A 24,569-nucleotide genomic window follows, 5' to 3' on the forward strand; every position below is an offset into this window, starting at 1 on the left:
GAAAGGAGGATGATGACTTGGCTCAAACAGATGAAAAATTAATAAAAGAAATATTAAAAGGCAATGAAAGTGCTATGGAAATACTAGTTAAGAGACATTATGACCTTGTACATAGCTATATATACAGAACCACAAATGATTACAATACATCCTATGACATAACCCAAGAAGTATTTATAAAAATGATGAAAAACATAGATAAATATAATTTAGACAGTGGTAAATTTAAAAACTGGTTATTAAAAATAGCAGTAAACACAACAAAAGACTATTTTAAAAGCAAAACATATAAACAAAGAAGTGAAAATTGTGATATAGAGAATCATCAAATAGAAGATAAATCCAATGTGATTGATATAATTTCTAAAAAAGAAGAAGCAATAAAAATAAAAGAAGCTGTTGAAAATTTACCAAAACTTCAGAGAGAAGCTATTTTATTAAAGTACTATAATGATTTAAAAATAAAAGAGATAAGCACTATAACAGGAGACAATGAAAACACAATAAAATCGAGGCTTTACAATGGAATCAAAAATCTTAAAAAATTACTTGGAGGTGATATGTGTGAAGAACAATCTAAACATTTACAACCTAAGATGTGAAAATATAGAAGATGAGCAATTTGAAGAATTATTGGAAGCAGATTTAGCGGATATAGAAGATTTTCTGGACAGCTATGTAGTAAGTAAGGTTGATGAAGAAAAAATAGATTCAACAATTGATGTATTAAAATCGCACATACCAAAAGAAGAAGTGCAACATGTTAAAGTACAGGAGTATCTTTTAGATAGAATAAAAGAAAATATAAGTTTAGTAAAATTTCAGTTTAGCTTAATCAGTAAAGTATATTTTATAGCATCCTTATTACTAATTCTTTTAGGAACTATAACTACAATAAGATTAAATTTAAGTATATATTTAAGTGCAAGTATAATTGCACCTATACCAATATTGATTGGAATTTTTGAAATAATAAAAGGAAGAGAAGAAAATGTGTGGGAGTTGGAACTTAGTTACAAATACTCTTTAAGAGAAATTGTATTCTCAAGGTTAATAATTATAAATGTAGTTTCTGTATTAATAAGCATCATGATGAGTCTTATTTTAAATAATGTTTACTCACAAATAAATTTACTAAAAATGATTAGCATATGGCTAATTCCTATATTCTTAGTAGGATCAGTATCTTTAATTGTTACTTCATTCTACAGAGGTATAAATAGTATTGCTTTATGTATATCAATATGGATTTTAGGTGTAATGAACATTAGCGTGTATGAAACAATAGCAGATATAACTCATATTAATACATTTATGATTTTAGGTATATCAGTAATATTTACACTAGCATCAATGAAATTATTTTATAAGAAAAGCATTAATAGTATAGATACTAAAACATTTGATTTTTAGGGGGATTTTATGGAACTTATTATAAAAAATATAAGCAAAGAATTTAAAGATAAAATAGCTATTGATAAATTTAGCGTAACTTTGAGTAGCGGAATATATGGTCTACTTGGGCCTAATGGTTCAGGAAAAACGACTCTTATGAGGATACTTGCAGACGTTTCTAGTGCCAGTAGTGGAGATATTTTAGTAAATGGAGAAAGTAAAAACAAGTTAGGTGCTGAGTATAGAGACTTAATTGGCTATGTTCCTCAAAATATAGGGTTTTATAAAAATTTTACAGCAGAAAAATTTTTATATTATGTAGCAGCATTAAAAGGTGTAGATAAAAATATTGAAAAAAGTAAAATTGATGAACTTTTAAAATTTGTTAACTTAGAACAAGATAGAAAAAGAAGAATAGGAAAGTTTTCAGGAGGTATGAAGCAAAGATTAGGAATTGCACAAGCTCTTTTAAATGATCCTAAAATACTTATACTAGATGAGCCTACAGCAGGTCTTGATCCAAATGAAAGGATAAGATTTAAAAACTTAATAGCACAATTGTCTAAAGGAAAAATAGTAATACTATCAACACATATAGTTTCCGATATAGAGTTTATAGCAAACGAAGTACTTGTTATGAAAGATGGCAAATTAGTTGAGAAGTCTTCATTAGAGGAGATTTTAGACACTGTCAGAGGGAAGGTATATACACTAAGTGTTAATGAATGTGATTTAGATGAGGTAGAAAATAAGTTTAAAATATCTAGTATGATAAGAAATAATAGTGGAATTAACGTAAGAGTAGTTGGAGATAAGAAACCTAATATAAATAAATTTAAATACATAGAAGAAGAGCCAAATTTAGAAGATGTATTTTTATATTATTTTAATGAAAGCGTCAGTATATAGGGGGAATTTGAAATGTTAGATTTGATAAAGTTTGAGTTATATAAAATATTTTCTAAAAAGTCAGTACGCATAATTTTGCTATTAACTATTTTATTGGGGATTTTTAATGTAGTTGCTGAAAGTGTATCTGTTAAATATCAAGGGGTAGATCATATAGATGATGTATATAACATTATGAAAGAGTACGAAGGAAAGGCTATTACAGAAGAAAGTGCGATTAAGGCGGAAAATACCATAAATGATTTAAAAGAAAAGAAAAGTAGGGGAGAAAAACTTACTGAAAAAGAAATTGTTTATATGAATTATCTATACGATACAATGAGACCGCCATATCCTGCATATACAGTAAATAACGAATTATATACAGTAGATGAAATGAAAGATGAAATGAATAAATTAAAAAATGAAAATAAAACAGATACATATGAATATAAGAATCTTAATTTTATATATGAAAAAGTAAAAAATGTAGAAGAGCCAAAATTTTATTTTTCTCATGGTTGGTTAAAAACTGCAGATTTTAAAGCAATAGCAACATTGATAACAACGCTAATAGCAGTAGGATTAGCAGCCATATTTAGTGATGAATATCAAAGCAATAGTGCACAAATAATGTTAAGTTGCAAATATGGAAAGAATAAAATGGTTTTATCTAAGATGATAACTGGCTTAATATTCACAGCAACAATATTTATTATAATCAATGTTGTACATATGATTGGAGTCTTACTATATGATTTTAGAGGGTGGGATGCACCTTTAGAGTTATTTAAATACTATACAAATACACCTTTTGATATGAGAGTTATTGATTTTTATATAACAGGATTAGGAATAAGTTTTATAGGCGCAATATTATATTCTTTAGTAACTATGCTAATATCATTATTAGTAAAAAATAATATGGTAGCTCTATTATTAAGTTTAGGATTGTACTATATTCCAGCATTTTTCGGAAATTTCATCCCAATGGATTCAGTAGGAAGGTTATTTAGGGAAATGAACTTAGCAGAAGCTATTAGTATAGAAGGAATGTTTGTAAATTCTAGCACTTATAATATTCTGGGAAAACCAGTGATGTACTCAACTTTATTAATAAGTCTAGTAGCTGTATTTATACCGATTATAATGTATTTGATCAAATATTTTGGAAAAAAACAAACTATATAGTTAATAAATTCTAAATTTAGAATCTGAATCAAATTATTTAGAATAAAAAAATTAATGCACATGGGAGAAAATCTTCTATGTGCATTTTTATATTATGAATTGTTTTAGATAAAAATTATAAATATTTAATTTACTAATTATATAGCTCCGTCAATGTCAAATGATAGGTTAAAGTAATCTAGTACGAAATATATAAATGACTTTGCAGCTGGAGATAAATCATAAAAGCTTTTTAATGATATTCCAAGAATTCTCTGATAAGAGGGATACAAAGGAAGATATTTCAGATAATCTTTTCTTTGCTCAATCATCAATTCAGGAAGGATACTGGTCCCGAGATGATTTTCAACCATAGACATTATGGCATAGTCATCCTGAGATGAGAAACGAATGAGAGGGTGAACCTTTTCCTTATTTAAAATCTCTGGAATATTATGATCGTAAGTTGGCTCAGATAATATGAAAGGCATCTTTTCGAAGGACTTTATAGGATAACTTTCCATATCTGATGGAATGGGATAGTCTTTTGGAAATATGGCAAGAAATTCATCAGATGTAATTGGGATGAACTGAAGGTGTTGATTATCATCTTTATTACAAAAGGCAAAGTCTACCTTACCATTAAGAACCCATTCATTTAGGTTATTGGTTCCACCCTCTTTTAAGTTAATAGTAATATTAGGATGTTCCTTGCTAAATAGATTTATTATTGGAGGAAGCCAATTGACAGAAACGCTACTAAAAGTACCAATATTAAGAGAGCCTGCCTCTACACCTTGAATATCATATATGAATTGATCTAGTTGTTCGTTTACGGCTAATAGTTTTCGAACATGCTGCAACACTTCGCTACCAATAGGAGTTAGATGTACTCCATAACGGTCTCTTACAAATAACTGAATATTTAACACTTTTTCCATTCTTTTTATGGAATGGCTAACACCTGATTGAGTGTACCCCATAATTTCGGCAGTATAGGAAATACTCCTTGTTTCAGCAACAGCTACGAATAATTTATAAGTGTTTATGTCCATAATATTTCTCCTTTTTTAGATATGAATTTTTGTCATATTAAATCGTTTTTGTGTCTCTATAAAAATATCTATATTGTCAGTATAATTAACTTGAAATATAAATTCAATATATTTCCATTATGAAAATGAAAGGGGGGGAATTTATGGAGAATTTGTTCAAGTTTCCATTGAAGCAGCATGTTGGGGTTGATTCCAATCCAGTTGTAAAGAAAAATGATTTTGTAAAACGTGGTCAGTTAATTGCAACTATGCCGGAAGGGATGCTTGGAGCGAATATCTATAGCAGTATTACTGGTACAGTAGTAGAAGTATCTGAAATGCAGATTTGCATAAAACCAGATAAAACTCAGAGTGATAGCTATATGAAATTACATTCAAAAAAACCATTGGACCTGATACGTGAAGCAGGAATTGTTGGCTTGGGTGGCGCAGGATTTCCTACATATGCAAAGCTTCAGAAACCATTTGGTAAAAATTCAGGAGTTGTAATTGTCAATGCAGCAGAATGCGAACCAATACTGAGTCATAATATTGATTCCATTGAGCATCATGCCCAGCAGTTGATTCGTGGACTTGATATTGTGATGGATATTGTGAAAGCAGATAAGGGAATTATTGCAATTAAATCAGTTCATCCAGAAGTAATTCATAAATTGGAAGAAGTGATTAATGACTCAAGAATTCATATACATAAGCTTGAAGATATGTATCCAATGGGAGAAGAGCGCGCTATTGTCAGAGAGGTATTGGATAGATTGTTAGATATTACAGAACTCCCATTTGCAGCAGATACAGTTGTAATCAATGCAGAAACTATATGCAGAATACAGGAAGCGGTAGATGAGAAGAAACCGCTAATTGACAAGGATATTACAGTTGCAGGTAAATTGAAGAATGGATTGATCCACATTTTTCATGATGTTCCTTTAGGGATTTCTGTTGGTGATATATTTGAAAAAGCTGGAGGTTTGGCAGATGAGTATGGAGAGCTAATCATGGGAGGACCTTTTACAGGAAAGAGAACTTCATTAGATGCGCCTGTAATCAAAACAACAGGTGGGCTTATTGCGGCAGAAGAATTTTGGAAAGGGCCTGATAAGCTAGGACTTCTTGTATGTGCATGTGGAGGTAACAAAGAAAGATTAGAAGAAATAGCAGCAAGCATGGGATCAGAAGTAGTAGGTGTAGAATATTGTAAGCAGGCTCATGAAATGAAGAATGGTTCATTGAAATGTGAAAATCCAGGAAGATGTCCAGGGCAAGTTCAAAAAGTCATGGCGCTTAAGAAAGATGGAGCGCAGGCTTTGCTTATAAGTAACTGTACCGATTGCTCCAATACAGTTATGTCATGTGCACCTCAACTGAAGTTGCCAGTATATCATTGTACAGATGGTGCACTTCGAGCAGTAAATCATAAATTGATTAGAAAAATAAAATAAAACTTCTGTTAGGAAATGAAGAAGAATGGGAGAGTGATAACAAATGTCAATTACACAAGAAACATTACATAAACATTTGAAAGATCCGGCAATATTCTGTTGTCGTAGGGAGAAAGGTCTTAAAATAAGTGCAGCTGATTTAGAGGATCCAAGTTTGTTTGATGATATGGTTGATGCAGGTCTTTTAACATTAAAAGATGAAGGATTAACAATTGAACAGGTTATTGGTAATACTCTGTTGACAGACGTGGAAGCATTGACACCAATTACAAAAGATGTATTGGACAAGGTCAATGAAGTAGAAAGTGCAACTGCTACAGTACCTGCAGCAGTTAAGAGTGAAGTAAAACCATCAGTAGCCGCTAAGGCAAGCATAGGAGGTAATGGAATGATTCATGTGGAAATAGATAAACTGGAAGGTCTTTCACTTGATATTCCAGCTGGCACAACAATTGGCGGAGTTATACCGTCAGTACCAGTAGTGGATGAAGAAGTAGGTAAGAAAAATGTAATTCGTAAACTGATTAAAAAGCATATTAAAATTTTAGATGCAGAGATTGGCAAAGAAACAAGCATTAAGGATGGCAAAATTACAATTGATAAAAGTATTGTTGATAAAGCAGTAAAAGAAGACGAATTGTGTGTAAGTCTTGAACTTGATGTTATTCATCCAAATGAAAGACATATTTATACAGAAACAATTATGGATGTGTGCCCTATAGCTACAAAAGTTGAAGGTCAACTTGGAGAAGGTATAACTAAAGTTGCAGACGGTGTTGTATTTATGTTAACTGGCGTTGATGAAGATGGAGTACAGGTTCATGAATTTGGATCTTCTGAGGGATATCTTGACGAAAAAATGTATTATGGTCATCCTGGTTGTGCAGATGATAATGATATTATTATCAGATGCCATGCAGTAATTAAGAGATTAACAGGTATGACTCGTCCAGGACCATTTGCAGCTCACAAATGCCAAGACTACATAATTCAAGCTATTAGAGATGAATTGAAAAAATATGAAGGTGAAGTAGTAAGAGAAGAAGTTTGCGAAGACGTTCGTCGTAAAGGTAAACCTAGAGTTGTTCTTGTGAAGGAAATTATGGGACAGGGAGCAATGCATGATAACGTTCTTTGCCCAACAGAGCCATGTGGTGTTATTGGTGGACAAAAAAATGTTGACTGTGGTAACGTTCCAATTGTTCTTACACCTAATCAAGTTCGTGATGGTTCTATCCATGCACTTACATGCATTGGACCTGCAACAAAAGAAATGACACGTCATTATATTCGTGAACCGCTGGTAGAAGGGCTTTCAGAAGATGATGAACTTGATCTTATAGGTGTTGTATTTGTAGGGTCTCCACAGGTTAATGATGAAAAATTATGGGTTTCAGAAAGACTAGGTACTACTTTAGAAGGTTTAGATATTGATGGATGCATAATAACAACAGAAGGTTTTGGTAATAACCATATAGATTTCATACAACATATTGGTCAAGCAGGAAAACGTGGAATACCTGTAGTTGGAGTATCATTCTGTGCATACCAAGGACAACTTGTTGTTGGTAATGAATATGCAACAGCAATGGTTGAAGAAAATATGGACCAAGGTGGATTTGAAAATAATGTAGCAGGGTGCTCTTGTGTAACAAAAGAAGTTGCTGCACGTGCAATTCAAATGCTTAAGAATAAGATGGCGGGTGTGGAAGTACTTCCAGCTCCTAAAAAATGGAACAATGATGTAATTAATGATAATAATAAACTTATGGGACTTCCAGAAACGCAACTATTAGATAACGGAACATTACATTAATGAATATTCCAGCATATCAAATTTGTCCTGTCATAATGAACGGTCTGGTAAAAGAATTGTCAGATGATTATATTAAAATTTATTTACATGGACGACTTGGAGTTATGCATATATCCAGAGATATAATGACTAAAAATACAGTCATTGAACCGGGGCATGAACTGAAATTCTATTTTAGTTTTATATGGGTAACGCAAGAAAGGCTTGACTACGATTATTGGAGCCTATTTTCAAATGAAGGTTCGCAGCCTTGTTTGATTGGCGGGAAAATTATAGAAGTAAATGATACAGCAGCTAAGATTGAAATAGATAATCAAGTAGGAACAGTTGCGGTTCCGAGAAGATGGATGTTTACAGATGTTAAACTTGAAGAAGGTCTGGATGTAGAGTTTTATCTTAGTCGCATGGAGATAACAGGTAAGAGTAATCTTCCTAAAGAAATGATATAGAAAAAATAAAGTTGAATAAAAGGAGGAACAATTCATGAAATTAACAACATTGGAAGGAATGCGTTCTGAAATATTTGTTCCGGTTACACCAAAACCGGTATTTACAGAATTGAAAAAGCCATTAAATGAATGTAAAGTGGCATTTATTACAGCAGGTGGTATTCATAAGAAGGATCAAACACCATTTAATACATCTGGGGATTTCTCATATCGTATAATTCCATTTGATACACCATCTTCAGAATTAATGGTAACACATGGTGGATTTGATAACTCAGATATAAACAAGGATGCTAATGCTATGTTCCCTATAGATCGTCTTCATGAGCTTGTTGAGGACGGATTTATTGGATCACTTTCAAAAGAAACCTATACATTTATGGGCGGTGGAGGAAATGTAGAAAAATTCCTTAATGAAACAGGTCCTGAAATTGCTAAAAAACTTGCAGAACAAGGTGTTGATATTGTACTTTGTACGGGAGGATGCGGAACTTGCCACAGATCTGCTACAATTGTAACAAGATGTTGCGAAGAAGCTGGCATGAGTTGTTGCGTTGTTGCTGCATTGCCACCAATAGCACGTCAACAAGGTGCACCTCGTATTACAGCACCACATGTACCAATAGGCTCTAATGCTGGAGAACCAAATAATGTTGAGATGCAAACAGCGATTCTTAAAGAAACATTAGAGTGGGTTAGAGATTGTCCAAGTTTCAACTCTCTTAAAGTGTTACCATATGAATACAGACATAATGTATAAAACTAATATAAATAAATGACAATGAATGAAGTGCAGGCAGAAATGCTTGTGCTTCATTCTTCTATATTGATGTTATAAACAAGAGCAATATATCTGAGAAAAGGAGATGAATAAATGGGACTAGGACCTAGCACTAAAATGACTACTCTTCATCATTACAATTGTCCTGTTACACAGACACTTATGAAGGATGATGAATTAGAACTATGCGGAATTATTGTCAATGGTGTTTCAGAAGGATTTGATGATAAAGTATATAGTGCAGTGAGAACTGGAGAAATTGCAGAGGCTGTACGTGCTGATGGAGCAATTGTGGCAATTGATGGCTGGGGAAACCATCATATTGATTTTGTGAATATAATAGAACAGCTGGGATTGAAAAAAATTCCCGCTATCGGACTAAGCTATATAGGACTTCAAGGACGATTGGTATGTACTAACAATTATGTAGATACGATTATTGATTTTAATAAAAATGAATCAGGCTATGAATCATGTATTGTAGGTGATAACAACCTGACAGGTTTTGATGCGATGAAAGCAGTAGCCCTTCTGAAAAATAAAATGAAAAAATGGAATAAAAAAGAAGCCGATAAACTTGGCAGGGAGTTTACAATTAGAAAGCTAACTCTAAAGAATTATAGAATTAATGAAGCAAAAATAGGAGATAAAACGTCTATATCCAAAAGTATACTGACAGTAGGAAATAATATTACGGAAGTGATCGTGAATAGGGAACCAAAGATAAAAGAGATGAGAATACAGATTATTAAACCAAGAGAGCATCATTTTTTTGTGAATTCTAATTTGGATTTTATGCCAATTGCATGTAAGATGCTTGGAAAGGCAGGAGAAGGTGAAACAGCTGTTTTATCTGGTATTACTGCCATGTTGACTGGTGTGGAAGGTGAAAGTGGATTTCAGCCATCTAACATTGGATCTTCAGAAGGATATTTGGATTATCAGGTAAAATATAATCAGGCAGGAACTCCTAAAAGTGATGACTTCATTTTACATATAGATATTATTTTTGAAAAAGGAGAAGGACGTACGGCAAAGGGAATTCAGGCTGCACATAGGGCAGCTGATTACGTTTTAGAAGAAATTCGTAATAATATGATAAGTATGCCAGATACTCCATATACAAGAGAAGAATTTAATGATGTTGTGAAACCTGGCAGAAAGAAGGTAATACTTGTTAAGATTACATCTGGACTGGGGAATATGTATGATACGTCAATATTTCCAGATCAACCAGGTGGTTACATTGGGAGCAGGCTACTAATGAGTACGAAGAATACACCTGTAATTATTTCCCCATGTCAATGTATGGATGGCGTGATTCATTCATTACTTTAAGCGGGATAGTATGAACTATTTTTGGTATTGTAACAATTATATACAAAAAAATTTATAAAAAATTAGCACTCATCGCTTGACAGTGCTAACAAAATGATTATAATAATAAGTAAGAAAACAAACAAAGAACAAATCATAGCTAATAAAAAATAATATTAAAATTTAAACTTATCTTTTTACTTAAGCAAAGTAAGGAGATAAATGTAAGGAGGAATTGATTATGAAATTAGTACCAATGAATAACAATTTAGGATTTAGTTTATTTGACAATATGTTTGATGACATGTTCAAAGATCCATTCTTTACAAATAGTAGCACTACAAAACTTATGAAAACAGATATACAAGAAAAAGATAATAACTATATACTTGACATGGATTTACCAGGATATGATAAATCTGATATAAAAGCTCAACTTAAAGATGGATATTTGACAATAACAGCACAAAAGAATACATCAAAAGAAGATAAAGATGAAAAAGGAAACTATATAAGAAGAGAAAGATATTGTGGCAAATGTTCAAGAAGTTTTTATGTAGGAGAAAATTTAAAAGAAGAAGATATAAAAGCAAGTTTTAACAATGGAATATTGAAACTTACATTCCCTAAAGAGGTAGGAAAAAAAGAAGAAGAGATAAAATATATTACTATTGATTAGAAATAAAAAATTTTGATTTTTATTAGCACTCAATGCTTGACACTGCTAATAAAAAGATTTTATAATTAAAATGGGAATAAATAGTAAGTATGCTAAAATTAAATTAAAGCCCTTAAAATGCAAGGTTATTTATTCCCTCACCTTGCATTTTGTGATTTGAAAATAATTAAATTTTATAAAGGTATAAGTTTAAGGAGGATAAACATGGAAGTAACAAAAGGTAGTATTTCAATTGATACAGAAAATATTTTTCCAATAATTAAGAAATGGTTATACTCAGACAAAGACATTTTTATAAGAGAATTAATAAGTAATGGTTGCGATGCTGTAAGCAAATATAAAAGACTTGTTTCCCTTGGTGAAGTTAAAAATTCTCAAGATGAAGAGTATAAAATTACAGTATCAGTAAGTAAGAATAATAAAACTATAAAGTTTAGCGACAATGGTATAGGAATGACGGCAGAAGAAGTAGACAAATACATAAATCAAGTTGCTTTTTCTGGTGCAGAAGACTTCTTCAATAAGTATAAAGATAGAATGGAAGAAACTGATATTATAGGTCACTTTGGATTAGGATTTTATTCGGCATTCATGGTATCTACAAAGGTTGAAATAGATACATTATCTTTCCAAGAAGGAGCAGAACCTGTAAGATGGATATCTGAAGGTGGAACTGAATTTGAAATAAGCCCATCAGGAACAAGAACTACAAGAGGAACTACAATAACATTATTCTTAGCTGAAGATAGTGAAGAATTTTTAAACGAATATGAAGTAAGAAGTGTAATAAACAAATACTGTTCTTTCTTACCTGTTGAAATATATGTGGAAGATGAAGATGCAGAAGTTAAGGAAGGCGAAGAAGAAACTAAGCCAACAGCATTAAATGATACTAATCCATTATGGTTAAAATCACCTAAAGATTGTACGGATGAAGAATACAAAGAATTCTACAGAAAAGTATTCAATGTATTTGATGAACCTTTATTTTGGATTCATTTAAATGTGGATTACCCATTTAACCTAAAAGGAATTCTTTACTTCCCTAAATTAAACAATGAGTTTGAATTAGTAGAAGGTAAAGTAAAACTTTACAACAACCAAGTATTCGTAGCAGATAATATAAAAGAAGTTATACCAGAGTTCTTATTATTACTAAAAGGCGTAATAGACTGTCCAGATTTACCGCTAAATGTTTCTAGAAGTTTCTTACAAAATGACAGAGATGTAAGCAAAATATCTAAACATATAGTTAAAAAGGTTGCAGATAAACTTAAATCTTTATGTAAAAATAGTAGAGAAGAGTATGAAAAGTTCTGGGATGATATACAAATATTCATTAAATTTGGTTGTTTAAAAGATGAAGGTTTCTATGACAAAGTAAAAGATTATATCTTATATAAAGATATAGATGGAAAATATATTACATTAACAGATTACCTAGAAGCAGCAAAAGAAAAGCATGAAAATAAAGTTTTCTATGTAAATAATGTGGATCAACAATCTCAATATGTTAAACTATTTAAAGATTATGGATTAAATGCAGTTGTACTAGATAGTACAATAGACAACAATTTTATTTCATTTATAGAATATAAAGAAATGGGAACTAAGTTTAATAGAATAGACTCAGATTTATCAGACGTACTAAAAGACAAAGATAGTGAAGAAAATAAAGAAGAAGATGAAAAAATAACTTCATTATTCAAGTCTGTTATAAATGAAAGAGTAGAAAAATATTCAGTGGAAAGTCTTAAAAATGAAGAAACACCAGCTATGATTTTAGTATCAGAAGAGTCTAGAAGAATGATGGAAATGCAATCTAGATTTGCTGGAATGAGTTTTGGAATGGACTTAAAAGAAGAAAAAACTTTAGTTATAAATAAGAATAACCCATTAGTGAAAAAATTAGTTTCATTAAAAGACAGTGAAGATAAAAAAGAAGAAATAGATGTGATTTGTAATCAAATAGTAGATTTAGCTTTACTTGCAAATAAAGAATTAAATGCAGAAGAATTAGATTTATTTATAAAGAGAAGTAATTCTCTAATGAGTAAGGTTATAGCTTTATAAATTATTATTAATATAAAATGTAATAAAAACTCCCTCACAGTATTTTAAGAGGGAGTTTTTTAGCAACTAACTTGCCTGAATCCAAATCGAAGTCATCTCGTTGGCGACATGAAGTGTTTCGCTGACACGTCGCTCAAGCGAAGCAAATTTTTTATTAAGCTAATGATTTTAATATCATGGTATAAGCGAAATTCTTTTGAGTATTAATAGATTCATCATCGCTCAAATTGATTTGTCTAAAGTGGTTAGCATTGATTTTATTAATAATACCCATAGAAGAACTTATAAGTACATATCTTTGATAATCTCTGCTTAAGTCTTTATTAATAATGCTTTCATCTATTCCAGTATTAATAACATAATCTAATAAATTATAAAGTTGAGTTTTTAATTCTAAAATTTCCTCAAAATCTTCTAGTAGAATATTGTTTAATTCTTTTGGTACAACTTGATTATATAATATTCTTAAAGATGGAAAAATGAATTTTCCGCTGCTAATGCTGTAATGAAATAAATGGTTACACTGTTCTTTAAAAGTAGAGACTTCTTTTATAGCTTCAATAGTATTTATAATATCTATTTTAAAATTATAAATTATTGACCTTGCTATAATTTCATCCTTACTTTTAAAATATTCATAAATTGTACCTTTTCCAATTCCGGCAGCTTTTGCAATATCAGACACTTTAATATTTTCAATATTACTGTTATCAGTAATTATTTTCTTAAAACCATAAAATATTAGCAATTCTTTTTCTGCATATTTTCTGCTCATATTTAGTCCTCCTCATCGATAATTATCTGTCTTAATTCTTTGCGACGATGGAATATATCGTATAAAGTAGGAACAACAAACAATGTTAATAGGGTAGCATAAGTTAAACCGCCTATAGTTACTATAGCCAAAGCTTGAGACATTTCAGCACCCATACCAACACCAAGGGCCATTGTAGACATGGCAAGTATTGTTGTTAAAGCAGTCATGAGTATAGGTCTTATACGAGTACGCCCAGCCTCTATAAGAGCATCTTTTTTATTTAATCCATTTATACGCAATTGATTCACATAATCCACAAAAACTATACCGTTATTAACAACTACACCAGCAAGAACTAAAAATCCTAGCATAGATATAACACTTAATTCCTGGCCAGTTATAATTAATGCAAGTAAACCACCAGTAAATGCAAGAGGTATAGTAAACATTACTATAAATGGCGATAATAATGACTGGAATTGTGCAACCATTATTAAATAAATAAATGCTATGGCAAGAGCAATCATTTTAATTAAATCACTAATAGCTTGATTAATAGATTCAGTTTCACCACCCATTTTTATTTCATAACCAGTAGGGGCTTTATAATCATCTAATTTTGATTGAACTTCCTTACTTACTAAACCTATATTGTGTTTAGAATCAATACCAGCTGTTACGGATATATACCTAGTTTGATTGTCGTGATTTATAGAAGTAGGAGTGTCAGTCATTTCTATAGATGAAATATCTTTTAATTTTACTGATACAGACTTAGTTCCTTTTGTTCCAGTGATTTCAACATTTTTTAATTTATCCAAATTTGAAGTATTATTATTAACAATAATTACTGGATAGTCTTCAGAATTTATTGTTAAAGTAGTTGAAGTAGTTTCTGTTGATAATTTTGCAGAAACTTGCTGGAAAACTTGAGCTACTGTTAATCCATACTTCATAGCTTTATTTTTGTTGATTACAATTTTTTCTTCCTTAGTAGTTACACCCATACCACCATTTATGTCAGTAGTACCTTCTATATTGGATAGCATGCCTACCAAATCATCAGAAATTTTCTTAAGTTCATCTAAATCATCACCTTTAACAATTATTTTTAACCCAGACCCTCCTAAAGAAGAGGTATCCATAGATGAAGATGAGACTGTGACTTCACAGTTTAGAGATTTTGTTTTTTCTTTTATTTCTTCTGAAATTTCATCATTTGTTTTCTTTTTATCATCTTTTAAAATAACATAAGCAGACATATTATTAGGGTTATTTGAAGAAGTACCAAATGACATGGTACCAGACGAATTCATGGCTCCAATGCCTTCTACATCATTAATTGTTAAAACTTGTTGCACCACCTGATCAGTAATATGTCGAGCTTCATCTTTTGGAAGATCGCTATCTATATTAATAGTTGCCATCATTTGTGGTGAATCCATTTTTGGCATAAATGATGTTCCTATTTTGGTTGTTGCAAAAGCAGCAACTATTAATAATGCTACAGAAAAACATAAAACAACAGGTTTAAATCTTAGGCATAGTCTTAATAATTTTTCATAGCCGTCAACTATTTTATCAAATAAAGGATGAGGTTTTTCATCAACATTGGATAGTAAATTTGATGCCATACACGGTACTAAAGTTAAGGCAACAATTAAACTTGCGATTAAGGAGTATGCTATTGTAAGACCCATATCTGTAAATAATTGTCTAGTTATACCTTCTGTAAAAACAATAGGTAAGAATACACAAATAGTAGTAAGTGTGGAAGCAAATATTGCTCCAGATACCTGTCTAGCGCCATACACGGCAGCTTTAAATTTACCCATTCCTTTATTTCTTAGCCTATAAATATTTTCAATAACAACTATACTATTATCAACTAGCATTCCAACTCCAAGGGCTAAACCTGACAAAGAAATAATATTTAATGTAACTCCACTAAAGTACATCAAAACAATGGCAAATAATAAACTTATTGGAATACTAAAGGCAATTACGATAGTTGGTTTTATACTTTTTAAGAATATTAGTAAAACAATAATTGCTAGTATACCACCGTAAATTAGGTTATCAAGTACACTAGATATAATAAAATCTATATAAACACCTTGGTCCATTAAAGAAAGAATATGTAATTTATCATTACTATTATTTAAATCTTTAATTACTTTATTTATTTCGTTACACACTTTAGTAGTTGATGCAGTGCTAGTTTTTTGGAAAGATAGTATGACACCAGCATTGCCGTTTACGTTTGTATAACTATCTGATGAGTTGTCTGACATTTTTACATTGGCTATATCTTTTAGATGAACATCACCAACTCCATCCATAGAAAATAATATTAAATTTTTAACCTCATTTATAGAAGTGAACTTATCTCCCACTTTTACAGAGTATTCAGTTTCGTCATCTGATATATATCCAGCAGGCATGGAAAAGTTCTCTGCAGTTAGAATTTGGTTTATTGTTTCTGGAGTAATTTTATTTGTTATATCTGCTGATTCTAAAGCTTGTTTTCTAGCTTCATTCAACTGAGTTTCAGCAGATTTTATTTGTGATTCACTTAGGGAAAGTTGTACAGTAGCCTTTGTTAATTCTTGAGAAAGAGTAAGCTTAGCACTTTCCAATTCTTTTTGCTGTTTCTTCAATGTTTCTAGTGAGTCTATTGCACCTATACCTTGGCCTGCATTTGCAATGGCCTTTTCCAAAGATGTTATAATGGATTCTAAACTTGCTATATCTTTTTGCAATTGTTTCTTATCAACTGCAGACTCTTCTGGCAAATCATTAAGTTGTTCTTTTAGGTATTTTAGTTTTGATTTGGTATCATTTAGAGTTGTAGTCGCACTAGTGATATATTTTTCTAAATCTTCTTTGCTAGAACCTGTTGAATTCAAAATTCCAGCCATACTTTCTAATTGACTTATGCCAGATTGAAGTTGACTACTAGCTTCAAGAAGCTTTTTCATTTGTGTATTACTTTGTTTTTCTAGAGCAGCTTTTCCGTTTTTTATTTCTGATTTGGCATTATTAAGCTGACTTTGTTGTTTATCTAATTTAGAAGTAACGCTTGATTTTAGTTCTTTATTTAATTGGTCAATTTTATCTTTGTTTAAAGATATTTCTAATTGTTTTTCTACTAAACCAGTACCTGTTACAGATGCAACACCATTTATACGCTCAAACTTAGGAATTATTTCATTGTTAACATAAGTTGAGACTTCTTGAATATCCATATTGTCTACATCTATACTTAATGTCATAACAGGCATCATGTCTGGGTTAAGTTGCATTAAAGTAGTTGCTCCAACACCATCTTCTAGAGAATCTTTAATCAAGTCTATTTTACCGTTTAGATCTAACATGGCAGTGTCCATATTTGTATCTTGATTAAATTCTAGAATTACTACACTATAGTTTTCGTTTGAAACGGATGTTACGTTTTTAATTCCGCTTGTAGTGGAAACAGCTTGCTCAATTGGTTTTGTTACTGTTGTTTCAATTTTTTCTGGGCTAGAACCAGGATATGTGGTCATAGCAATAACATAGGGTAAATCTATACTAGGTAATAAGTCCGGTGTCATTTTTGTAAAAGATACAAATCCTAGCATTAGTACCATAATTACAGAAACAAATACAGTCAAGGGTTTTCTTACACTGAATTTTGGTAGCAAATATTTCACCTCTTTCTTTTAATATAGAACCGACTAGTCGGTCAGATATTTTTAATTGTAGTTATATTGAATATTAATTTCAATAAAATGGTAAATTTATTTTTGGTTTATTTTTAACAACCATATTCATAACTTATATCATTTATATTTAATAAGCATTTAGGGAAGGTATGAATTCATATATATAGATATACAATAGATTAAGAAATAATCAGGAGGATATTATATGAAAATGTATATGAAAGGAAATAAACGTTCAAAAGAAACGAGTAGTCCTATTCCAAATACAATAGCCTATGCAGCTATTAAAAATTTTTTAGTATCAAAGGAGTTTGCAGAAACAAGGGAGGAGTATTGTATTGGGAAATTGGATAAGAAGCAGGTTAGTCAAATAATGACAGATATAAAATGGTTATTTAGGAATTATAAAGATATGGAAGTTTTAGCAATAGAAGATAGTGATAATAAAGCCATAAGGTTTATTTTGTAAACAAAACTTATAATAAACAACTTTATTTTAGTATAAAAAAAGAAATGATATTATAAAACATCATTTCTTTTTTATTTCTAAATTTTTATTAAGTAACCTATGATAAAGATAGATAATACGCTAAAATGTAATTATTTTAGTAAATAAAATTACATTCTAACTTTATAACTGTATAATAATAAAAAATGTTGTAGTATTATATAATTAATTGAGAGCTATAACTTAGGAAGGAAATAAATATGTTTGGATATGTTAGAATAAATAAAATGGATTTAACTTTTAGAGAGTTTGAAGATTATAAAGGGTATTACTGTGGACTGTGTAAATACTTAAAAGAGAATCATGGGGAAATATCTAGGCTAGGTTTAAATTATGATATTACTTTTTTAATTGTGATTCTTACAGCTATTTATAAACCTAAAACTAGTATTGTAGAAGAAGTTTGCATAGTTAGTCCCTTTAAAAAGAAGAAAAAAATTATAAATGAAATAACGGAATATGCGGCAAGTATGAATACATTATTAACATATTATAAATTAGAAGATAATTTATTAGATGATAAAGGAATAAAGGATATTTTAGCTTATAATATTTATAAGGGAAAATTAAAATTGGCTCATGAAAAGTACCCTAATAAATCAACAGTTATTAAAGAACAAATGAACTTACTTAATCAATTGGAAAAAGAAGAAAACTGCAATATAGATAAAGTATCAAATACTTTTGGAGAACTAATGGGGGAAATTTTTTCTTATAAAAATGATGAGTATGAAGAAGATTTAAGAAGGGTAGGCTTTAATATAGGTAAATATATTTATATATTAGATGCATACGAAGATTTAGATGATGACTATAAAAAAGGTAGATATAATCCTTTTATAGAATATATAGACAATAAAAAAGAACTAAAAGTGAAAGTCGACAGGTTAATTAGTATATCTTTAGGATTGTTAGCATCATCAATTGATAACTTAAATTTACAATTGAACAGAGGAATTATAGAAAATATAGTTTATTCTGGTGTATATTTAAGATATAAAAATATATTAGAAAAAGGATGTGGGAATAATGTACAGTAATGTTTATGGAAATGACTGTTTTATGAAAGCAAGGAGATTTATTGAAAATAAAGATTTTAAAAAAGCATATAATTTTTTACAAAGTATCAATGAAAAATGTAGTGAGTGGTATTACTTAACAGGATTGTCTGCTATGAATATAGGGTATTATGAAGAAGGAGAAGACTTTCTAAAAAGAGCTAAGTTTATGGATCCTAACAATAAAGAATATGTTTATGCTTATAATAGATACAATAATTACAGAAATGATTATGACAGACGTTCGTACAACTATAACAGAAATAGACGTTATGACTCACCTGGTTGCTGTTGTTGCTGTTGTGACGATGACTGTTGCAGTAATTTATGTACTTTATTTGTATGTGATTCATGCTGTGAATGCTGTGGAGGAGATATATGTACTTGTTTCTAGGAGATGATGAATAATCATGAGTAGAAAAATTGCCTATGGTGGGATATTATTATCATTAAATAGTATTTTATTATTGTTGGTTAATATAGTACCTATAAATACTTTATTTCTTTTAGGGTTGGCATCTTTGCCAATATCCATAGTAATTATGGAATACGGTCCTAAAGCAGGTATTATATTTTATATAGGATCTGTCTTATTGAGCTTTATGATTATGGCAAACAAAGCACAATGGATATTATATATTTTTACATTCGGTATTTATGGCTTAGTAAAATATATAATAGAAAAAGATAGAAGCTTTATTCAGGAATATATATTGAAAATTATAGTGGCAAATATACTTATAATATTTGCATATATAATTTTAAAACAATTTGTGTATATTCCAGTTAATATTTTTACCATATTAATATTTGAAATAGCTTTTATAGTTTATGATTTTGTATATTCTCAATTTATAGACTTTTATAATGATAAACTTAGAAAATTTGTAAAAAGATAAATAAAGGAGACTATTAAGTATTTTTATAACTTTATAGTCTCCTTTTATATTATAAATTGAAGTATTTTTTTTGAGGTTCATTTAATTCTTCATCACAGGAAGGGCAATTATAAGTTTTTTCATTACCTATGAATTTGTCGTCTTCTTTTTTAAATTGCATTTTTATTTTCTCTGTAATTCCTATTTGAGTCAAATCTTTTCCGCATTTTTTGCAATTATGAATAGAGCATATATTCTCTATTAATTCTGTGGTAACATTGTCTACATTACTATTGCAGTTATTACAGAAAACTTTATTGTCTCTTTGTCTGCTTAATTCTTGGCACTCATTTTTATCTTGAGAAAAAGCGAAGCTTATTTCTTCATATACTTTATATCCTGATTTAAGTATATTTGTATTACAGTGAGGGCAAAGGAAAATAGGGAAGTAATCCTTATAATTTTTGTCTTCTTTTATTTCTGATGATTTATTTTTGTAAGTTCCTATATTTTTCTCGCTTAATTTGTAGTTACCATCTAAGTAATTGTAAATATCATGACTTTTATAATCCTTTGATACAGCTAAAAGATGATCTTTAATAGATGAATAACTTTTGTTTTTAGATGGAACATTTAAGTCTATAACATTATTATCTATTGCATATTTTAATATAGATAAGTAGTTGAATTTAGCAGCATAAAAAAGGACCATTTCATCTAGTTTTTGTTCTCCTACTTTATCTGAAAAATCAATCCAGATATCAGGAGATTCCAAATATAGTTTCTTACTTATTTCATCTAAATCACTAGATATATCTTTAAAGCTTAGTGTTTTTTCGTTGATTTTCAAACTATCATCCTCCGTACAAATAATATACTATAAGCCTATCTCAAATCTTTTCACATTGCAATCCAAAGAATACACAATATCTTTTCTTTCTACGATTACTTGGGCTTTGTCGTTTAAGTGCTTATCTTCTATCATATGATTTAATAATTCTTTAGTTGGATTAATAGCAATTGGATTACCAACGCGCTTAAGCATATTAATATCTCCATTAGTATCTCCGTAAGCATAAGATTGACTTAAATCTATATCATACTTTTCAACAAAACTATCTATAGCGATATTTTTACTTTTTGCATCCCACATGGGAATTACTGTTCCGTTAAATTTTCCATCTTCAAATATATAATCGCTACCAACATAATCTGAGGCACCATATTTTTTAGCCATTTTCTCAACTAAAAAATTGGGACTACCAGATATGAATATAACCTTGTGACCATTATCCAAATGCCATTTAATTCTTGAACGTGTATATTTATAAACACGTTCAGCTTTTAATGCAATAACTTGATCGCTAGTAAAATCTATACAAGACTTATCTACATTTTGTAGTGACTTAACATATAAGTCACATATTTCTAGTAGATAATCATCATAATTTGCTTGTCTTTTATCCCAATCTAAAAAAGTATCTCTAGCATGAGCAACCCAAGCTTTTTGATCAACTATTTCGTATTTAATAAGCTTTTTAAAATGCTCTACCATTAGGGAGTCTCTGTAGATAGTTCCGTCAATATCAAAAAAAGCTCCTATATTTTTCATTGAATCACCTCATCTAAGTATTTACTTTATTATATTATAAAATTCAATTTTGTTGTAAACTATAATTACAAATAGAAAATAAAATATGAATTTTAGCTATTTAATAATTATAAAAGTATTAAGGATGTGATTTGATGACATTTGATTATGCCAAAGTAACAAAATCTAGACTTATGGGAAGCATGGGTCTTACTATTAAATATGAGAATAAGGATAATAATATATACCAGTATTTTTTATTAGATGGAGAAGGACTAGGGATTGCTGACTATGTTAGTTTAAAAAATCCTACATCAAAAGAAGCTTGTAATGAGGAAGAACGACTAATGGGTGGATTCGGAGAGAGTAGAATACTAGTTAAAGAAGAAGTAGCTTTATTTTTAATAAATCATTTTGGTAATAAAAATTTAGAGTATGGCAAGGAACTACCTGGAGACACAGAGGAATATATAGATATAATAACAAATTATAAAAGTAATTTAACTCTAGATGAAGTGTATCCTATTATAAGTAAGAAAGTTGATGATGAAGTTGAATTTATAAATTATATGACAATGAGGTTTATAGCTAGAGATAGAGAAAGTTTAAAATATTTTTCTGGAAGCGAAGAAATATCAAATAATCATATAACAAAAATTAATGGAGCTCTTTTAAAGAATAAAGTAACTAAAAGAAATGAAGAAGTATATATTAGTGAAGCTTTATATGAGGACGAAGATGGATATTATACTTGTAAAATAGCTTTTAATATATGTAAAGAAAATGATAATTTTAGAATTAAATCTTTATTAGTCACAGATAAAGAACCTATATATGATTTTGAAGTTTTTGATGAAATATCAAAATCTGAATTTATAGATATTTACAAAGTTAAAAATAAGGGTGAATTTTTAATGGAATTTTATAATGATAATCCATTTATGTTAAAAAGTGAAATGGAAGAAGGGGTATTCTTTACTAGATTTAATTTTAATAATAATCATGTAAAAAAAGATATTTATGTAATAAATAATGATATAAAGTCAATATATTATCAGTTAGGTGATAAATTTTTTGTAGGAACTTACTCTGAAAGAGATCGAAAATACATTAATAAGTTACTAATGGCTAAATATAAAGAGTATCTGAAAGTTGATGAAAGTTATTTCTTTGAAGAAAATGTTCTTTATGACTTTGTGGAATCTGGATCGGATGATTTTGAGGATTTTTTAGATTAAAATTACATAAACGTAATATAGTTGTAATGTAAACCCATAGGTGTTTTTTATAGAGTATTGTAGAATAAAGACATAACTTGTTAAGACAAAATATTTCATACAATATGAAAGGGGTTATGAATATGAAAAATATATCTATAAAAAGCAAAGGAATAATATTTGATTTAATAACAGTAATGGAAATTATAATTGAGGTTATATTTGGTGTACGTTTTAATAAAAAACTATCATCATTAAATAATTGTAACTAAATATGGGATTTATGATAAATTTAATAAATAATATAAAATATGCTTTTCTAGAGTTAATCTAGAGAAGCTTTTTTAATTTTCAACTTTGCGACTTGAGCAGTGGGTGGAGCCTTTGGATATATGAAAAGGCCTTAAGGCTGCATAAAAGTGGGGAGAGTGAAAGTGAAGTATGCCAATTATCTAACATAGATATTAGAATATTTAAAAGTTAGATTTAAAAAAGCATAAACAAAATTAAAGTTATAAAAAGAATAATGTATGAAAGATGTAAATTTGAAACAATAAAATCAAAAGTAATTTTAGGAAAAATATTATGTTATAAGAATTAGACGAAATGAGTATTGGACAAAAACTATATGGCTATGAATGCAATTCATGTGGATTTGAAAAAGAGTACAAGAATTTATTATTGAAAAATTTAGATAAGATATAATATTTGATTTTGGAGCGATAGCTTCGCTAAAAAAAGAATTAATGTCAGAATTAGTTTGTCCAAACTGTCTTAGTAAATTTAAATACAAAAAACTGAAGACCATTATGTATCAGTTAAGGTGACCTATTTATAGGTCATTTTTTCTTAAATAATGAAACTTTAATGTAATTTCTGGAGAATAAATATTTTATTTAGGTTTAAAGGGTTAGTTTTGACCACAATTTAGTAATATTCACAGCTTGAAAATAGAGTATAGATATTTTCTAAAATTATTATACCCTTCACTAGGGCTTTGTTATGCAGCTTAACATAATAAACTTTTATGATTATATCATAAATTCATTCAGCACAAGGTTATATGTAAGGTAAATAAAAAGATAAGATAAACCTTATATAAAATGTAAAATTGAATAAAATGTAACTATTGACTTTAATAATGTTTATGGTATACTTAATATTATTAAAAAATATATGAAAGGGGAATTGAAATGGAGTTAGATAAAATACCACAATGGATACTTTCTTTAGAATTAGAAGATGCAACTTTTTTAAAAAACTTTGTTCTAAAGTCTGGTTCATTAAAAGAAATTACTAAACTTTACGAAGTATCTTATCCAACTGTACGTTTGAGATTAGATAAACTTATTCAGAAAATTGAGTTAAGTGATCAACAAGAAGAAGAACCTTTTTGTACTTTTATAAAAGGTCTTGCAGTTGACTCTCGAATTGATGTAGAAACTGCAAAAATAATTGTTGAAAAGTACAAAAAAGAAAAGGAGAAATAAAAATCATGGATATTCTTGTTACATCTATTATTATGGTTATTGTAATGAGTGTGGAATATTTATTATGTACAAAGTTAAAAAGTGCCGTTTGGGGAGGGATAATTCCATTAACTTTATTTGTAGGAAGCATTTTTGTTTTTACAAGTGGGATAATACCTTTCAATAAAGAATATATTTTTTATTTCAGCACTATTAACATCCTCTTTTTTTGTTATTGGGAAAATGGAAGAAATAGATACAAAAAAATTAAACAGGATGAAATAGAAAAAATGAAAGCCAAAGATTTATAGGTAGATTTTAA

General features: G+C 29.4%; 24 protein-coding genes. 19 read left to right on the plus strand and 5 right to left on the minus strand.

The window, feature by feature from the left end:
* Window positions 1-17 precede the first annotated feature (17 nt).
* From JW646_RS10365 to JW646_RS10380, 4 genes are read left to right on the plus strand one after another with little or no spacing between them, the layout of a single operon-like run.
* Entirely contained in the window at window positions 18-602 is a 585-nt protein-coding gene (locus JW646_RS10365; RefSeq protein WP_148558441.1) for an RNA polymerase sigma factor, read from the plus strand.
* The gene (locus tag JW646_RS10370; RefSeq protein WP_228415159.1) at window positions 565-1,413 is read left to right on the plus strand and encodes a hypothetical protein; all 849 of its coding nucleotides are present in this window, start codon (window positions 565-567) and stop codon (window positions 1,411-1,413) included. Before JW646_RS10365 ends, JW646_RS10370 begins: the two co-directional genes overlap by 38 nt.
* Before the next feature lie 9 nt (window positions 1,414-1,422).
* Entirely contained in the window at window positions 1,423-2,304 is an 882-nt protein-coding gene (locus JW646_RS10375; RefSeq protein WP_228415160.1) for an ABC transporter ATP-binding protein, read from the plus strand.
* 12 nt (window positions 2,305-2,316) lie between these two features.
* Window positions 2,317-3,474 carry an ABC transporter permease subunit gene (locus JW646_RS10380; RefSeq protein WP_228415161.1) on the plus strand — a complete coding sequence of 386 codons (1,158 nt, stop codon included), beginning with the start codon at window positions 2,317-2,319 and terminating at the stop codon, window positions 3,472-3,474.
* A gap of 137 nt (window positions 3,475-3,611) precedes the next feature.
* Here the strand turns inward: JW646_RS10380 and JW646_RS10385 are convergent, their stop codons facing one another.
* The gene (locus tag JW646_RS10385) at window positions 3,612-4,508 is read right to left on the minus strand and encodes a LysR family transcriptional regulator (RefSeq protein ID WP_228415162.1); all 897 of its coding nucleotides are present in this window, start codon (window positions 4,506-4,508) and stop codon (window positions 3,612-3,614) included.
* Window positions 4,509-4,651: 143 nt separating this feature from the next.
* Between JW646_RS10385 and prdC the strand changes: the two genes are divergently transcribed.
* The 7 genes from prdC to htpG all read left to right on the plus strand — a co-directional run bounded on the left by prdC (window position 4,652) and on the right by htpG (window position 13,062).
* The gene (prdC, locus tag JW646_RS10390; protein ID WP_228415163.1) at window positions 4,652-5,947 is read left to right on the plus strand and encodes a proline reductase-associated electron transfer protein PrdC; all 1,296 of its coding nucleotides are present in this window, start codon (window positions 4,652-4,654) and stop codon (window positions 5,945-5,947) included.
* 43 nt (window positions 5,948-5,990) lie between these two features.
* Complete coding sequence (gene prdA, locus JW646_RS10395; RefSeq protein ID WP_228415164.1) at window positions 5,991-7,763, plus strand: D-proline reductase (dithiol) proprotein PrdA; 1,773 nt, start codon at window positions 5,991-5,993, stop codon at window positions 7,761-7,763.
* Window positions 7,763-8,212, plus strand: a complete 450-nt coding sequence (locus tag JW646_RS10400) for a CBO2463/CBO2479 domain-containing protein (RefSeq protein ID WP_331478012.1) — start codon at window positions 7,763-7,765, stop codon at window positions 8,210-8,212. The genes prdA and JW646_RS10400 overlap by 1 nt, the downstream gene beginning before the upstream one ends.
* Window positions 8,213-8,246: 34 nt before the next feature.
* Window positions 8,247-8,972: a D-proline reductase (dithiol) protein PrdB gene (gene prdB, locus JW646_RS10405; protein ID WP_148558434.1), complete on the plus strand. Its 726-nt coding sequence runs from the start codon at window positions 8,247-8,249 to the stop codon at window positions 8,970-8,972.
* 114 nt (window positions 8,973-9,086) lie between these two features.
* The gene (locus JW646_RS10410; RefSeq protein WP_228415166.1) at window positions 9,087-10,331 is read left to right on the plus strand and encodes a glycine/sarcosine/betaine reductase component B subunit; all 1,245 of its coding nucleotides are present in this window, start codon (window positions 9,087-9,089) and stop codon (window positions 10,329-10,331) included.
* Window positions 10,332-10,551: 220 nt separating this feature from the next.
* Window positions 10,552-10,989 carry an Hsp20/alpha crystallin family protein gene (locus JW646_RS10415; protein ID WP_018590048.1) on the plus strand — a complete coding sequence of 146 codons (438 nt, stop codon included), beginning with the start codon at window positions 10,552-10,554 and terminating at the stop codon, window positions 10,987-10,989.
* A 204-nt stretch (window positions 10,990-11,193) separates the two neighbouring features.
* Window positions 11,194-13,062, plus strand: coding sequence for a molecular chaperone HtpG (gene htpG, locus JW646_RS10420; protein ID WP_228415167.1), 1,869 nt, complete (start codon window positions 11,194-11,196; stop codon window positions 13,060-13,062).
* A 154-nt stretch (window positions 13,063-13,216) separates the two neighbouring features.
* Here the strand turns inward: htpG and JW646_RS10425 are convergent, their stop codons facing one another.
* Both JW646_RS10425 and JW646_RS10430 read right to left on the minus strand, forming a co-directional pair.
* Window positions 13,217-13,837 carry a TetR/AcrR family transcriptional regulator gene (locus tag JW646_RS10425; protein ID WP_148558431.1) on the minus strand — a complete coding sequence of 207 codons (621 nt, stop codon included), beginning with the start codon at window positions 13,835-13,837 and terminating at the stop codon, window positions 13,217-13,219.
* Between the two features lie 2 nt (window positions 13,838-13,839).
* Window positions 13,840-17,514 (minus strand): efflux RND transporter permease subunit, encoded by a 3,675-nt coding sequence (locus JW646_RS10430; RefSeq protein WP_228415168.1) that lies wholly within the window; start codon window positions 17,512-17,514, stop codon window positions 13,840-13,842.
* Window positions 17,515-17,731: 217 nt separating this feature from the next.
* On the opposite strand from JW646_RS10430, the gene JW646_RS10435 reads away from it, so the two are divergent.
* From JW646_RS10435 to JW646_RS10450, 4 genes are all read left to right on the plus strand, one after another.
* Complete coding sequence (locus JW646_RS10435) at window positions 17,732-17,995, plus strand: hypothetical protein (protein ID WP_148558429.1); 264 nt, start codon at window positions 17,732-17,734, stop codon at window positions 17,993-17,995.
* A 239-nt stretch (window positions 17,996-18,234) separates the two neighbouring features.
* Entirely contained in the window at window positions 18,235-19,074 is an 840-nt protein-coding gene (locus tag JW646_RS10440; RefSeq protein ID WP_074920353.1) for a DUF5685 family protein, read from the plus strand.
* Window positions 19,064-19,486, plus strand: a complete 423-nt coding sequence (locus JW646_RS10445) for a tetratricopeptide repeat protein (protein ID WP_228415169.1) — start codon at window positions 19,064-19,066, stop codon at window positions 19,484-19,486. Before JW646_RS10440 ends, JW646_RS10445 begins: the two co-directional genes overlap by 11 nt.
* A gap of 16 nt (window positions 19,487-19,502) precedes the next feature.
* Window positions 19,503-19,991, plus strand: a complete 489-nt coding sequence (locus JW646_RS10450; protein ID WP_074920355.1) for a hypothetical protein — start codon at window positions 19,503-19,505, stop codon at window positions 19,989-19,991.
* A 49-nt stretch (window positions 19,992-20,040) separates the two neighbouring features.
* Here JW646_RS10450 and JW646_RS10455 read toward each other — a convergent pair whose 3' ends face one another.
* Both JW646_RS10455 and JW646_RS10460 read right to left on the minus strand, forming a co-directional pair.
* Window positions 20,041-20,820, minus strand: coding sequence for a hypothetical protein (locus tag JW646_RS10455; protein ID WP_074920356.1), 780 nt, complete (start codon window positions 20,818-20,820; stop codon window positions 20,041-20,043).
* Window positions 20,821-20,847: 27 nt separating this feature from the next.
* On the minus strand, window positions 20,848-21,582 hold the full coding sequence (locus tag JW646_RS10460; protein WP_074920357.1) for an HAD family hydrolase: 735 nt from the start codon (window positions 21,580-21,582) through the stop codon (window positions 20,848-20,850).
* 134 nt (window positions 21,583-21,716) lie between these two features.
* On the opposite strand from JW646_RS10460, the gene JW646_RS10465 reads away from it, so the two are divergent.
* The 4 genes from JW646_RS10465 (at window position 21,717) to JW646_RS10475 (ending at window position 24,558) form a co-directional block, all read left to right on the plus strand.
* Window positions 21,717-22,799 (plus strand): hypothetical protein, encoded by a 1,083-nt coding sequence (locus JW646_RS10465; protein WP_074920358.1) that lies wholly within the window; start codon window positions 21,717-21,719, stop codon window positions 22,797-22,799.
* Window positions 22,800-22,921: 122 nt separating this feature from the next.
* Window positions 22,922-23,050 (plus strand): hypothetical protein, encoded by a 129-nt coding sequence (locus JW646_RS20135; RefSeq protein WP_255701290.1) that lies wholly within the window; start codon window positions 22,922-22,924, stop codon window positions 23,048-23,050.
* A 921-nt stretch (window positions 23,051-23,971) separates the two neighbouring features.
* Window positions 23,972-24,268, plus strand: coding sequence for a DUF2089 family protein (locus JW646_RS10470; RefSeq protein ID WP_228415170.1), 297 nt, complete (start codon window positions 23,972-23,974; stop codon window positions 24,266-24,268).
* A gap of 5 nt (window positions 24,269-24,273) precedes the next feature.
* Window positions 24,274-24,558: a hypothetical protein gene (locus JW646_RS10475; RefSeq protein WP_228415171.1), complete on the plus strand. Its 285-nt coding sequence runs from the start codon at window positions 24,274-24,276 to the stop codon at window positions 24,556-24,558.
* Window positions 24,559-24,569 lie beyond the last annotated feature (11 nt).

Source organism: Terrisporobacter hibernicus, assembly GCF_020809405.1.
In the GTDB taxonomy this organism is placed as follows: Bacteria; Bacillota; Clostridia; order Peptostreptococcales; family Peptostreptococcaceae; genus Terrisporobacter; species Terrisporobacter petrolearius.